Origin of the sequence: Mucilaginibacter pineti (assembly GCF_900101875.1) — a bacterium.
Lineage (GTDB): Bacteria > Bacteroidota > Bacteroidia > Sphingobacteriales > Sphingobacteriaceae > Mucilaginibacter > Mucilaginibacter pineti.
Genome location: NZ_FNAI01000005.1, coordinates 116,819 through 130,573, shown reverse-complemented (window position 1 = coordinate 130,573; position 13,755 = coordinate 116,819). Strand labels below are relative to the sequence as shown.

Annotated in this window: 14 protein-coding genes; 7 read left to right on the top strand and 7 right to left on the bottom strand. The window is 41.6% G+C overall.

All coding sequences use genetic code 11. The features are described from left to right. A complete protein-coding gene (locus BLS59_RS12905; RefSeq protein ID WP_091149701.1) occupies window positions 1–510 on the top strand; it encodes a GbsR/MarR family transcriptional regulator in 510 nt (169 codons plus the stop codon). 6 nt (window positions 511–516) lie between these two features. Here BLS59_RS12905 and BLS59_RS12900 read toward each other — a convergent pair whose 3' ends face one another. Together BLS59_RS12900 and BLS59_RS12895 are read right to left on the bottom strand one after the other, a co-directional pair. Then, the gene (locus BLS59_RS12900; RefSeq protein ID WP_091149700.1) at window positions 517–885 is read right to left on the bottom strand and encodes a response regulator; all 369 of its coding nucleotides are present in this window, start codon (window positions 883–885) and stop codon (window positions 517–519) included. 1,052 nt (window positions 886–1,937) lie between these two features. Further along, window positions 1,938–2,294, bottom strand: a complete 357-nt coding sequence (locus BLS59_RS12895; protein ID WP_091149699.1) for a response regulator transcription factor — start codon at window positions 2,292–2,294, stop codon at window positions 1,938–1,940. A gap of 341 nt (window positions 2,295–2,635) precedes the next feature. Here BLS59_RS12895 and BLS59_RS12890 point away from each other — a divergent pair, with 341 nt between their 5' ends. The 4 genes from BLS59_RS12890 (at window position 2,636) to BLS59_RS12875 (ending at window position 7,069) form a co-directional block, all read left to right on the top strand. After that, complete coding sequence (locus BLS59_RS12890; RefSeq protein ID WP_091149698.1) at window positions 2,636–3,952, top strand: GntT/GntP/DsdX family permease; 1,317 nt, start codon at window positions 2,636–2,638, stop codon at window positions 3,950–3,952. Between the two features lie 94 nt (window positions 3,953–4,046). Beyond that, on the top strand, window positions 4,047–4,379 hold the full coding sequence (locus BLS59_RS12885) for a YMGG-like glycine zipper-containing protein (protein WP_091149697.1): 333 nt from the start codon (window positions 4,047–4,049) through the stop codon (window positions 4,377–4,379). Window positions 4,380–4,524: 145 nt separating this feature from the next. Continuing rightward, window positions 4,525–5,745, top strand: a complete 1,221-nt coding sequence (locus tag BLS59_RS12880; protein WP_091149696.1) for a BamA/TamA family outer membrane protein — start codon at window positions 4,525–4,527, stop codon at window positions 5,743–5,745. 97 nt (window positions 5,746–5,842) lie between these two features. After that, window positions 5,843–7,069 carry a multidrug effflux MFS transporter gene (locus BLS59_RS12875; protein ID WP_091149695.1) on the top strand — a complete coding sequence of 409 codons (1,227 nt, stop codon included), beginning with the start codon at window positions 5,843–5,845 and terminating at the stop codon, window positions 7,067–7,069. Between the two features lie 106 nt (window positions 7,070–7,175). On the opposite strand, the gene BLS59_RS12870 is transcribed toward BLS59_RS12875, so the two are convergent. From BLS59_RS12870 to BLS59_RS12855, 4 genes are all read right to left on the bottom strand, one after another. Beyond that, the gene (locus BLS59_RS12870; RefSeq protein ID WP_091149694.1) at window positions 7,176–7,859 is read right to left on the bottom strand and encodes an ATP-dependent Clp protease proteolytic subunit; all 684 of its coding nucleotides are present in this window, start codon (window positions 7,857–7,859) and stop codon (window positions 7,176–7,178) included. A 31-nt stretch (window positions 7,860–7,890) separates the two neighbouring features. Next, window positions 7,891–8,163, bottom strand: a complete 273-nt coding sequence (locus BLS59_RS12865; protein ID WP_091149693.1) for a hypothetical protein — start codon at window positions 8,161–8,163, stop codon at window positions 7,891–7,893. Beyond that, window positions 8,144–8,686, bottom strand: a complete 543-nt coding sequence (locus BLS59_RS12860) for an RNA polymerase sigma factor (RefSeq protein WP_091149692.1) — start codon at window positions 8,684–8,686, stop codon at window positions 8,144–8,146. The genes BLS59_RS12865 and BLS59_RS12860 overlap by 20 nt, the downstream gene beginning before the upstream one ends. 181 nt (window positions 8,687–8,867) lie before the next feature. Then, on the bottom strand, window positions 8,868–9,299 hold the full coding sequence (locus tag BLS59_RS12855) for a hypothetical protein (protein ID WP_091149691.1): 432 nt from the start codon (window positions 9,297–9,299) through the stop codon (window positions 8,868–8,870). A gap of 73 nt (window positions 9,300–9,372) precedes the next feature. On the opposite strand from BLS59_RS12855, the gene BLS59_RS12850 reads away from it, so the two are divergent. Then, entirely contained in the window at window positions 9,373–10,914 is a 1,542-nt protein-coding gene (locus BLS59_RS12850; RefSeq protein WP_091149690.1) for an alpha-N-arabinofuranosidase, read from the top strand. Window positions 10,915–10,971: 57 nt separating this feature from the next. Here BLS59_RS12850 and BLS59_RS31595 read toward each other — a convergent pair whose 3' ends face one another. Next, window positions 10,972–11,130 (bottom strand): hypothetical protein, encoded by a 159-nt coding sequence (locus BLS59_RS31595; protein WP_162842623.1) that lies wholly within the window; start codon window positions 11,128–11,130, stop codon window positions 10,972–10,974. 633 nt (window positions 11,131–11,763) lie between these two features. Between BLS59_RS31595 and BLS59_RS12845 the strand changes: the two genes are divergently transcribed. Continuing rightward, entirely contained in the window at window positions 11,764–13,632 is a 1,869-nt protein-coding gene (locus BLS59_RS12845) for an SPFH domain-containing protein (RefSeq protein ID WP_091149689.1), read from the top strand. Window positions 13,633–13,755 lie beyond the last annotated feature (123 nt).

The window sequence follows — 13,755 nt, the reverse complement described above, 5'->3', positions numbered from 1 at the left end:
ATGGAATTGGCAGAAGGAAAACTTAAATTTATTGAGGCTTGGGGTAAGCTGGGATCTGAGTGGGGGATAAACCGTACTATGGCCCAGGTACATGCTTTATTGCTGATTTCGCCAGAGGCATTAACTACAGAAGAGGTTATGGCTGAGTTAAGTATATCTCGTGGCAACGCCAACATGACCCTGCGTGATTTAATAGATTGGGGCCTGGTTGAAAAACAACACAAAACCGGCGAACGTAAGGAATATTTTTTTGCCGAAAAAGATACCTGGATAATTGCTCGCCGTGTAGCCGAAGAACGTAAAAAACGTGAGCTTGACCCAGTAATAAAAATATTAGGTCAGTTAACAGAAGTTAAAGGGGATGAAAAAGATCCTGCTTTTATGGCTTTCAAATCCTCGGTAATTAATATTAATAAGTTAGCCAATAACGTAAACAAAACGCTCGAAACAATGTTGAAGGCCGAAGAGAATTGGTTTTTTGGATCGATATTTAAAATGTTTAAGAAATAACTTAAACTACGCGGCATGATTGAGCTGTCGGCTTATACTGCGCAGCAAAACATCTATATCAAAAGGTTTGGCTATAAAATCATCTGGTGCGCCAGTCTGGTGAAGTGATTTAGAAATATCGTGACTTGCAGAAATTAATATAACTGGGATATCATGTGTTTCTTTATGGGCTTTTAATTTTTGGCAAAGTTCGCGGCCGTCTATTCCGCCCAGCATTATATCAAGCAAAATTAAATCTGGCTGGTGAGTTTTTATGGTGTCGAACAGGTTGCGACCGTCAGATAGTGTTTCTACCTCGTAGCCGGAATCTTCAAGTATGTATTGTAAAACTTCTAATATATCACTGTCGTCGTCCACTGCTAATATCCTTCTCATTTCGTATCTTTTAGTATCATCAAATTAATATTCAATTTTAAATGGATGTTAAAATCAAATTGTTTTCGATGATATTTGGCAATTTTTGTACCAAATGTTTGGTTAAATGTTTAAATCACAGATAAATATTAAATCTATACTTAAAGTAACCAAAAATTAATTAGTATGAAATATTGACGTTTTGAACAAATGTTGGTAGTGCTTGGTTAACTAAACACTAATGTATTTAATATAGTTATTAGTAACAGATGGGCCTATCGATCCTTACTTACAGAAACGTAGCTTGATGTTTTGCATTTGGCGCAAAAATATTTTTTTACCGGTAAAAAAAAGAGTATATTTTTTACAAACCAGTTTCTGCGTAGCTGAAAATGAAAAGGGCTCCCACACTTGGAGCAATAGTATTTTTTTTTGTTCGTTGAAAATTGGTGTTCTTCGGCCATAACTTTACAGAGGCATCGAAGATACGTTATCCTGAATAAATCGGGTATAAAAATGCACAAATAATACTTATAGGTATGTTTAACCCTATTTGAAGTATAGAATTTTAATATTTAGTTAATGAAATACGTAGCGTTTTCGCTGGCACTTATAACAGATGTATCTTTTAAGCGGTAAAAAGAACAAAACATTTTTTACTAAGAAACCTCTTGATATTCGATTATCGAGTTCGGTTTTACATTTTGGACACAAGGGATATCTTCTTTGTGTAGCCTTATGGTCTTCTTCAAAGGGTGTAGAAATCATAATACAATCAGGGGTTTATTGTATTTAATTATTGTTTAATTATCACTGATAACAAAGTTAAAATAATTATCAATATCTTAATCAGGTGATTATATTATTGTGAAAATTTCAATTCGACTCCTGTTGGAGATAATGATTTTTTAATTAATTGATTTTTTGTATCCATTTTTTAGCATTTATCAAATGTCGTTAAAGGCAATATCAAAAATGCGTGGCTTAAAGCTCCAAAAAAGCTATAGATAAGTACTGATTAGCACACCTGGTGAGGTTTGTGTAGCTTAATCCTTAATATTTCAGGGGATATGTTATATAAGGTTATTTACCTTTTCAACAAGTTCGGCCAAATCAAAAGGTTTATTGATAATACCATCGCAGCCATAATTAAGTATATGGTCATCGTTATTAAAGTATGCAGAAAATATGATCACCGGGATATTGCCAAACCTTGGATGGACCTTAATAGTTTTACAGATCTCGCCGCCATTTGTGCCCGCTAACCTGAAATCCAATATAATAAGGTTGGGGTTAAATTCATCAATTACCGGTAAAACATCTAGGCTGTTTGAGATACTGCGAACTTCAAATTGCTCATAAGTAAGCGTTTCATGAACAATATCTAAAATGTCCTGGTTATCATCTAATACTAAAATACGTTTTGACATAAAAAACTTTAAAATTGAAGCGGCCGAAATGTATTAAGTATCCTTATAAAATTGAAAAACAATTCTGGTAATGGTTTGGGCTAAACTTTATCGGGTTTTGCAGCGGACAAATTTAATTGTTTTTTTTAACAATTGGATTATAAAAGCAAGCTCTGTTGATTAATATTTTTGTTCTAATTAATTTTGTTTAGTCGTGATTGCGGGTAAAGGCAGCAAAGTGTCGGCAGCTCTCGGTGTAATATTTGAGTTGTGAAATAACTAAACTCAAATATTGTTATTACTTTAGGCAAAAGCATGGCTTGCTCTTAAGGCCATTTACCCAATTATAATAACAAAGTATAATGGCATTACTCACTATCCTGATATGTATAATTTTGCTTGTTTTACTGGTAAGCTGGGGTAAGGTTAATCCATTCATCGCTTTTTTACTGGTATCAATAGCTGCCGGTTTAATGCTTGGTATTCCGGTTGATAAAGTTGTGGCATCCATACAAAAGGGCATGGGCGATATTTTGGGTAAGCTGCTCATCATTATTTGCCTGGGTGCCATGCTCGGTAAGCTGGTGGCTGTAAGCGGGGCTGCACAAAAAATAGCACAGGTAATGGTTAATGCTGTTGGCGAAAAATACATTCAATTGGCGCTGGTTGCAGCCGGGTTTATTATTGGCATTCCCTTGTTTTATGGAATTGGCTTTGTGCTGATGGTGCCGCTTATATTTTCGGTAGCTTATAAATATAAACTGCCGGCGGTATTTATCGGCTTGCCTATGCTGGCCTCCCTATCAGTTACACATGGTTTTTTGCCGCCGCACCCTTCGCCATCAACATTGGTAGCTATGTTTCATGCAGATATGGCTACCACTTTTATATACGGTTTGATGATAGCCATACCCGCTATTATATTGGCAGGGCCTGTATTTGCGCAGTTCCTTAAAAACATAGAATCAAATCCGTTGGCTACTTTCAGAGCGGAGGAATTGCCTGCTGATAAACTACCCGGTGCAGCCACCAGTTTTTTAACTGCCCTGTTGCCAGTAATATTACTCATGCTATCGGCCTGTTTTCCGTACCTGGGCATTAAAAATGAACAGATATTACATCTTGTAGCTTTTCTTGGCGATCCTGCCATTGTGATGCTCATAGCATTGATAATAGCCACTTATACGCTCGGTATAAAACAAGGCCGAAAAATGAGTGAGCTGGCAGTTAATTATACCGATGCCGTAAAGGATATAGCGCTGATACTGCTAATTATAGCGGGTTCGGGTGCTTTGAACGAAGTTTTGGTAGCCAGCGGTGTTAGTAAGCAAATAACAGGTCAGCTTAGTATGTTTCACCTGCAGCCGCTTGTTTTAGGATGGATAATAGCCGCCATCATAAGGGTGAGTTTAGGTTCGGCTACTGTGGCCGGTTTAACTGCCGCCAATATAGTAGTGGGATTAGTAGCGCAAAACCATGTTAACCCCAATTTAATGGTATTATCAATAGGGGCGGGCAGCCTGGCATTTTCGCATGTGAACGACTCAGGGTTTTGGATGTATAAAGAATACTTTAACCTCAGTATAAAAGATACCATAAAGTCATGGTCGGTTATGGAATCGTTGGTTTCAGTTATCGGTCTAGCCGGTGTGTTGATCATTAATCAATTTGTAAAATAAACCATTCATAAAAAAGATATTTACCTAACTGGCTTGCTATTTGCATAGTGTATTTGTAAAATAATTTAATAACACTTTTCAAATACATATTTATATGAAAATGCTCATGATGTTTGCCTGTATGTGTTTAGCATTTCTGCTGATGCTGAATTTTAACACTCAGGCACAAACCCACAAAAAAGTTAGTCCGCAGGCTAAAGGTGCAATTATTGGCGGTGCCGGCGGTGCCGTTGCAGGTGGTCTTATAGGTCATGGCGTAGGCGGCGCGGTGATTGGTGCAGCAGTAGGCGCTGGCGGTGGTTATATTATAGGTAACGAAAGCCGCAGGGCTGCCGAAAAGAAAAGACGGATAGCATGGCGTCGCGCGCATCCGCGTCATCACCATCATTATAAAACAACAACTACTACTGTTGTAACTACTCATTAATTAAAGTAAAACCTTTAATACAAAAGCCCTCAGTTTCTTGAAAATTGCGGGCTTTTATATTAACTTACGGCGTATCAAATACTTTTTTGAACAATAATTTTTAAGGAGGCAAACGGCAAACCTCATTTTTTCGTTTAAAAAAGAAATGGTTAAAAGGCTTACTACATTATTATTATGTTTACTTCCTTTTACGCTGCTGGCGCAAAGTGCTGAGCACGTTGCTGATACCCTGAAAAAAGGTGCGGATACCATTGCACAGCGAGATCTTATCGATGTTTTTAGGTCGGTATTTAAAATTAAACCGCGCGGTGCATCTACCCAAAAAAAGAAGGTCTATTTTTCCTTTCTTCCTATCTCATCAAGCGACGGACGGAGTGGCGGCCGTGCGTTATTTACCTCCACAACGGCTGGTTTTTATCTCGGTGATGAAACCACTACCAACTTATCCAGCGTTACGTTTACCCCATATTTTAATTTAAGGGGAAGGTATGGCCTGCCTATCCGCTCAAATATCTGGACTAATAATAACGAATGGAATATCAGTGGCGATACCCGCATACTTGTTTATCCGCAAACTACCTGGGGTTTGGGTGGCAATCAGGCAGCCGGCAATAAGTTTTTAGTGAATTATAAATATGGTCGTTTTTACCAAACGGTGTTGGCTAAAATACAGCCCTATCTTTACGCTGGTTTAGGGTACGATCTTGATTATTACATGGATATTGAAAGTGACGGAGAAAATACCCTGAGTAATTTTACCAATTATAAATACGGCACACAAACAGGGCATGACGCTTTTTCATCGGGAATAACGTTCAATTTATTATACGATACCCGTAAAAATTCCATTAACCCATTGCCCGGTGCCTATGCTAATATAGTTTATCGCTTTAATACTAAAATATTGGGTAGCCATACCGACTGGCAATCCCTGTACATAGATCTGCGTAAATATATATCCTTAACCAACTCGGGACCTAAAAATGTGCTTGCGTTTTGGTCGTACTTCTGGACATCGCTTACTCCCGGCACACCTTATCTTAATTTGCCCAGTTTGGGTTGGGAACCCTACCAGCGATCGGGCAGGGGATTCGTGCAAAGCCGTTACCGGAGCGAACGATTGGCTTATTTTGAAACCGAATATCGCCGGGATATAACCCGTAACGGCCTGTTGGGCTTTGTGTTATTTGCCAATGTAAATTCAGTATCGGAACCTGTTACCAAGCGTTTTGTATATTGGCACCCTGCTGGTGGTACAGGTTTGCGCTTCAAATTCAATAAAAAATCGGGTACCAATATCAGCCTCGATTATGGCATCAGCCGCGACTTCTCATCTTTAAACCTTAATTTAGGCGAAACTTTTTAATTAGTCCATGGTCAATGGTCGATAGACCATGGTAAAAGATTTTTTCTGTCTTATTATGGACTATGGTCCATCGACTATTGACTAATTCACACAAACAATGACTAAAAAACGATACATATTTTTAATTCTGATATTGGGTTCATTAACGGCGCTGGCGCCTTTTTCTATTGATATGTACCTGCCGGGATTTAAAGCGATAGCAAAATACCTGCATACCAGTACGGATCAGGTAGCACTTTCATTATCCAGCTTTTTTATAGGCATTTCGGCAGGGCAATTATTATACGGCCCTTTGTTGGATAGGTTTGGCCGTAAAAAGCCATTGTATTTTGGACTTTGTCTTTATATTCTGGCTTCGATAGGCTGCTTCTATTCCAGCTCTTTACAAATGCTTATTGTAATGCGGTTTTTTCAGGCGATTGGCGGATGCGCGGCGAGCGTAGCGGCAATGGCTATGGTTCGTGATCTGTTTCCGGTTGGCGATATAGCCAAGGTGTTTGCCCTGTTGATACTGGTACTGGGTGCATCGCCTATGCTGGCGCCAACAATAGGCAGTTATATAACTGCTCACTTCGAGTGGCAGGTTATATTTTTAACACTCACTATTATGGCCGTAGTAATATTGGCGGCGGTCATCTTTTTTCTGCCAGAGAGTTATCAACCCGATCCTACGTATTCCTTAAAACCTAAACCCATCATTAATCATTTTTTAACGGTGATGAAAGACGCGCAATTTTTAACCTATGCGCTGGCAGGCGCTTTCGCGTTTGCCGGGTTGTTTACCTATGTGTCATCGTCGCCAATTGTGTTTATAGAGGTGTTTAAGGTAAGCGAACAGGATTTCGGATGGATCTTCGCGGGCTTGTCTGTTGGTTTCATCGGCTCCAGTCAGGTAAACAGTATGCTGGTGAAAAGGTATAAAAGCGAGCGGATAATTGATGTTGCGCTTGTTTGCATGGTAATAATTTCCGGTGTGTTTTTATTAGGATCATTTTATAACTGGTTTAATATGGCAGGCACTATCGCTATGATATTTGGCGTTTTGTGTTGCGTTGGCATTACCGCTCCTAATACATCTGCATTAACAATGGCGCCATTTACCAAAAATGCAGGTTCGGCATCGGCGTTGATGGGAGCTTTTCAAATGGCAATAGGTTCGTTGGCATCAATAGGCATTACGCTTATAAAAAGCCAAACCACGTTACCCATGTCCGCAGTTATGGCCGCATCGGCTGTGATAGCGCTGTCTACCATATTGATCGGTAAAAGGTTTATCAAAAATAAAGTGGAAGTGAGTGAGGGCACTACGGTAATGAGCCATTAAAGAAAATTACAAAATGGCGAAAGACTTACGAAGTTTTTAAACTTCGTAAGTCTTGTATCTACACCTTAATTCAATCTTCATATCTGCACATTTGAAATCCGCACATCTATACAAGTACCTCGTCAATTATCCCGAACTCTTTTGCTTCGCCGGCAATCATCCAGTAATCGCGGTCAGATACTTCATAAACTTTTTCATAGGACTGGCCGCTATGTTTGGCAACAATCTCGTAAAGCTCCTGCTTTATTTTAAGCACCTGCCGGGATGCGATCTCAATATCCGATGCCATGCCCTGCGCCCCGCCCGATGGCTGGTGCAGCATCACCCTTGAATGTTTAAGCGCGGCCCGCTTACCGGCTGCCCCGCCGCATAGCAGTATTGCGCCCATAGATAGGGCAATGCCCGTACAGATAGTAGCCACATCAGGGCTGATGAAGTGCATGGTGTCATAAATACCCAACCCCGCATAAACCGACCCGCCCGGCGAATTGATGTACATCTGGATATCCTTCTTGGCATCTGTTGATTGCAGGAAGAGCAGTTGTGCCTGGATAATATTGGCCACGTTATCGTCAACCGCCTGGCCCATAAAAATTATCCTGTCCATCATCAGGCGCGAGAAAACGTCCATCTGGGCTACACGCATTTCGCGTTCTTCAGTAATATAGGGCGTCATGGCGGTTGGGAGGCTGTTTTGTTCAACCTGTGCAATGTAATTATCTACTTGGGTACCGGCAATAGCATGGTGCATGACCGCATATTTGCGGAATTCCTGTTTATCGATATTCATGAAAATTGGGGTTTTGTGGCTGGCGTTTGGCCTACCTGTTTAAAAATATACGGGCTATTTTTTGCCTGAAGCTTAAATGCCCCGGCGATGTAAATAATTGGCCGTGCACAGCCTCTATTTCTATTTTTAATTGTTTGCGGCTGTATTGCTGCACCAGGGTGTAAACCTGTTGCTGTGCTAAAATATTGTTTTGGAAATCGGCATCGAGCATTGTCTTTACCTCCATTAGCAAGGTATCGGCGGGCCGTAGTTTTTTATGCAGCAGCGCGTCTGTTTGGGCTATGCTATTTAAGGAAGTCCTCATAGGTTAATGCTTTTTGTTTAACGGTTTCCCTTATTTTTTCAATGCATTTATATTTTTGCACCGTTGCCGAGCGCACACCGGCAAAGCCAAATAACTGCGCCACGCCGGTCATCGGTAGTTTATCGTAATAAAAGGAGCGGAGCAGGTCCATGCAGCGCTTACCGGCGGTTTCTAAAATGCTAAGCAATTTATCTTCATCGGGGTGAGCATCGGTTTCATCGGTTAGTGCAGCAGTACCTTCATCCAGTTGTGTGGTTTGGCTGCCCTCTCTATACCGTTTGATCCATAAATAACGCGCCGCGCCGTAAATGTAAGCGCCCTCGCTGCTGTTAATAGTTGCGGCATCACCGGCCGATTTTTCGTAATAACTAACCAAGGCATCCTGAAAAACATCCTTAGCCTCATCAAATGAGCCTCCCCGTTTTTGAACGTATTTAGCTACCGCAGGGAATACCTTTTTATAGAGCGTAATAAAAAGCTGCTGCCTCGCTGCTGCCTGCTCCTCAAAATTAACTGCATCCATTGTTTACTGTTTATTACTATGTGTAATTTATGAATGATATATCACCCTTGACGGATAAAAGATTTTTGGAGCACCGAATAAGGATTTTAATATGCCATCTAACGCAACACGATCCTGCGCACTTCACACACCAATCCACGCATTTCACCACACGCACCCCGCTCCCCGCAACCCGCACCACCTACTGTGCCTTCAACGCGGTTACCTTTGAGCCGTCCTCGCCGATGGTTTCGAATACCATCTTGCTTTCGGTAAACTCCGATACCGTGAAAATAAAATCGCGGGTTTTGCCATCGGCCAGTACCTCGTGCATTTTCATGTTGCTACCATCAAGCGTATAACTCCCGTGCGAAAGGTACCTGCCGCCCCATACAATTACCCATTTCATTTCGGGTGTAAACTGAATGTAAGGGATTACTTCGTCGAGCTCCGATTTTTTCATGGTATCCGGCGGGTTGGCATTCGGATGCTCAACTTTCATGTACTTCCATTTACCTGTAAGGGCCGGTGTTGTTAATGATGGTTTACAGGAAGCAATAGTTAGTATAAGTGTTAAAACAACAACGTATTTTATTAAACTGCTATGTGTTGATAATTTGGTGTTTACAAGCATGACTGTAATTTTTAAATAAATTTCTTTTTTAATTGATAAGTGTTATTTTTACAATTATAAACCAATTATAACAATGAAAAAATTCCTGACCATCCTGTTAACCTGTGCTACGCTTGGCGGTTATTGCCAGCAGGAAACTGCGAGCGTAGCTATCAGTAACGACTCAAAGTTAACTATTAGCAAACACATTTACGGCCAGTTTGCCGAGCATTTGGGCCACGGTGTTTACGGCGGTTTTTGGGTTGATAAAACCCTGCCCGTTAAAAAAGAAGGCAGGATAAGGTTGGATGTGGTTGATGCATTAAAAAAAATAAAGATCCCCAACCTGCGCTGGCCCGGCGGCTGCTTTGCCGACGAATACCACTGGCGCGATGGCATTGGTCCAAGCGCGTTGCGCCCCCGCATGGTAAATACCAACTGGGGCGGCACTACCGAAGATAACAGCTTTGGTACGCACGAGTTTCTGGAACTTTGCAAGCTGCTAAATACCGAGCCTTATGTGGCCGGTAATGTGGGTAGCGGCACGGTTGATGAAATGTCTAAATGGATAGAGTACCTTAACTCAAATAGCAGCAGTTCCGTAGCGCAATTGCGCAAGACTAATGGCCATCCCGAGCCTTACAAGGTAACCTTTTGGGGTGTAGGTAACGAGAGCTGGGGCTGCGGTGGTAACATGACACCTGAGTACTATGCCGATCTGTTTAAACGCTATGCCTCATTTGCCAAAGATTATCCCGGCGCCAGACTTAAAAAGATAGCCAGCGGCCCAAACTCCGATGATTATAACTGGACGGAAGTTTGTATGAAAAATATCCCCAACTGGATGATGTGGGGAATTTCATTACACTACTACACTGTGCCTACCGGTAACTGGGGACACAAAGGCTCGGCAACAAAATTTGACGAGAAAGAGTATTTTACCACTATGGTTAACTGTCTTAAAATGGAAGAACTGGTTAATAAACACTCGGCCATTATGGATAAATACGATCCTGAGAAAAAAGTGGCTTTGGTAGTTGACGAGTGGGGCGTATGGACAGATGCAGAACCAGGCACCAATCCCGGCTTTTTATACCAGCAAAACAGTATGCGCGACGCGTTGATTGCCGGTACTACCCTCAATATATTCAATAACCATTGCGATAGGGTAAAAATGGCCGCCCTTGCACAAACTGTTAACGTGCTGCAATCGCTGATACTTACCGATAAGGATAAGATGCTGTTAACACCAACTTATCATATTTTCGATTTGTACAAGGTTCACCAGGATGCTAAGTTTTTGCCTATAAAATTAAATACACCTGAGTATAAAGTTGACGGCAAAGAAATTCCGGCTGTAAACGCGTCTGCTTCGCAGGATGTTGCCGGTCGTATTCACATCTCATTTGTTAACCTCGATCCTAATAACAGTATTTCGGTAAGCACGTCATTTAAAAATATTAAATGGACTACCGCCACCGGGCAGGCACTTACCTCCGCCAACCTTACCGATATAAATACTTTTCAAAAACCCAACAATATCCACATCACCGGATTCAATGGTATCAAAAAAGATGGTGATAAACTAACGGTAGATCTACCGTCAAAATCGGTAGTGGTTATCGAATTGCAATAACTGGTTTATTTAAAAGCAACATAATCAAAAAGTCTGGATGGTATGCACCCAAGCATACTATCCGGACTTTTTTGCACTTTTTTTCATCTGCTCCTCGGCTTTTTTTACCTCATCTTTTTCACTTAATGGCCCTTCGGTTTTAAGTTTTTCTGTACTTGGTTTCTTACTGCCCTGTGTTATTCTTGTGCCTTCTTTATTGGATGCTACTGTACTCATAATAAGTGGTTTTAATAGTGATATTCCTGTATGTTGTTTAACTTGTTGTATAGAGAATTTGTTTTAGGGGAAGTGATTACCGGATTGTGAGGGCAGTGGTACTTTGGGGTAAAAGACAGAAAGATATAATGGAGTAAAACGAGATGATTAAGATCCGGATAATCCCATAAATCCAGGTTCAGACAAAATCCGCGTTAGGGATTGGCGCGGATACCGGCATTGAGCATAAGGCCTGCAGGCGTATGAGCAAAAAGCCCGGCCGAAGGCAACGCCATAATAAGTTAAAAGTCAAAAATAAAAAGTCAAAATTAATTAGTTCGGTAAAGCAAGTCCTTCGAAATTTATTCGCACACCATCAAGACGTGAATACTTGTACCTACAGATTTACCTGTATAATCAATTTAAAATACAAAAAATCAAAAGCTAATAAATCAACGTCATTAACGAAATCACCACAAAAATCAGCGGTCAAAAATATTTTTGAAAATAATTGTAACATCTTGTAATTACAACCGTCATAATGACACTATATAGCCAAGGTACTCCAATCCAGTTTAAGCTATAAGTTATTGTGAGGGCCCGCACCTTAAGGGTTCCGTTAAAAAAATCAAATTACTTAAATCTTTAAAAAAAATGGACAAATTAATTGTGATGTCGTTATGGGCTGTGCCTGTAATTTTACTTGTTGTAATGTACAAATTTGTGTTACGCGTGTTTTTTGGTATGGTGATAGTACCGGATAACCGTATTGGCCTGGTGGTAAAAAAGTTTACCCTCTCGGGTAAATTGCGCTTGCCCGATGGCCGTATCATTGCCACCAACGGCGAAGCCGGTATGCAGGCCAAAGCGCTTGCACCGGGCTTGTATTGGAGCATGTGGCCATGGCAATACAGTATTACGATGGAACCCTTCACCATTATTGAGCAAAACAAACTGGGATTGGTAAAGGCGAAAGATGGAGCTTCGCTGGATACTGGTCGTGTGCTTGGTAAGCCGGTTGATTGTGATAAGTTTCAGGATGCGATTGCCTTTTTGGATAACAACGGCCAGAAAGGTCCGCAGGCGGCATTTCTTACGCCGGGTAGTTACCGTATCAACACGTTTTTGTTTGATATTATAATGGTGCCCATTACGCAGATACAGGAAAACAAGGTTGGTATTATTACCACGCTTGACGGCGAGCCGCTTGATAAAGGCGAGATTGCCGGCTACTCGGTTGATGGGCATAAAAACTATCAGGACCCCATAGCGTTCATTAACGCCGGTGGCCGAAAGGGTTTGCAGGAGGATGTGATACTTGCCGGTACCTATTACCTTAACCCTTGGTTTGTAATTGTTGAGCAGGTAGATATGATCTATATACCTATTGGTTATGTAGGTGTGGTGAACTCCTTTGTTGGCCCCGAAGGTAAGGATACCAGCGGCGACGCGTTTAAACATGGCAATATAGTGCGCATTGGTCAAAAAGGGGTATGGGACGAACCGCTTGATCCCGGTAAACACCCTATAAACATTTATACCCACGCGGTTGAAATTGTACCGACTACCAACATTGTACTTAACTGGGCCGATAGCCGTACCGAAGCGCATGAGCTGGATAAAAACCTGTGTACAATAACAGTAAGGTCAAGCGATGGTTTTACATTTAATTTGGATGTGTCGCAGATTATCCACGTGCCACGTAACGAAGCACCAAAGGTTATCGCTCGTTTCGGGAAAATGAAAAACCTGGTATCGCAGGTATTAGAGCCAACTATTGCTAACTACTTCCGTAACTCGGCACAAAAGAGTGATGTGATAGGTTTCTTGGCCAACCGTATTCAAAGGCAAAGCGATGCCCGCGATCATATTGGTGCCGTTTTAACCACCTATAACGTAATTGGTGTAGATACGCTGATAGGCGACATAGTGCCGCCAGCTGCCCTAATGAAAACCCTAACCGACCGTAAACTGGCCGAAGAGGAAAAGATGACATACGAAATACAACGCCACGCGCAAATTGAACGTAAGGAGTTTGAAAGCGCCCGTGCCGGTGCCGATATGCAGCCAGAGGTTGTAAAATCAACCCGCCAGGTAGAGATCAATACGCAGATGGCTGCTTCAAGAGTTGCCGCATCACGTGGTGAGGCCGAAGCCAAAACCATTAACGCCAAGGCTGATGCTGAGGTAAGGATCACGATAGCCAAAGCCGATGCCGAAGCCAAAACCGTGAATGCCAAAGCCGATGCCAACGCTACTGAAGTGAATGGTGCCGCCGAAGGTGCCAAGATAAAAGCCATAGGTTTGGCCGAAGCCGAAGTAACCAAACAAAAAACCGATGCAATGGGTACCGAGCAGTACGCCATAGTACGTGTAGCCGAAGCCCTGGCCAGCAATGGCATAAGGTTAGTTCCCGAAATATTGGTTAGTGGTAAAGATGGCGGCGGTAACGGTATGATAGATGCCCTTATAGGCAGCGAAATGCTTAAAAAGCTGCAAAAAACCAATGAAGCGGCTGAATAGTCATTAAGTCATTTACTTGATGGAAGCGTTACGGAGTTTTAACTCCGTAACGCTTTTTAGTTTTAATGGAGGCTACCCCTAAATTCCGGTTCAGACGAAAAATAACAAGAGCAACTACTCACC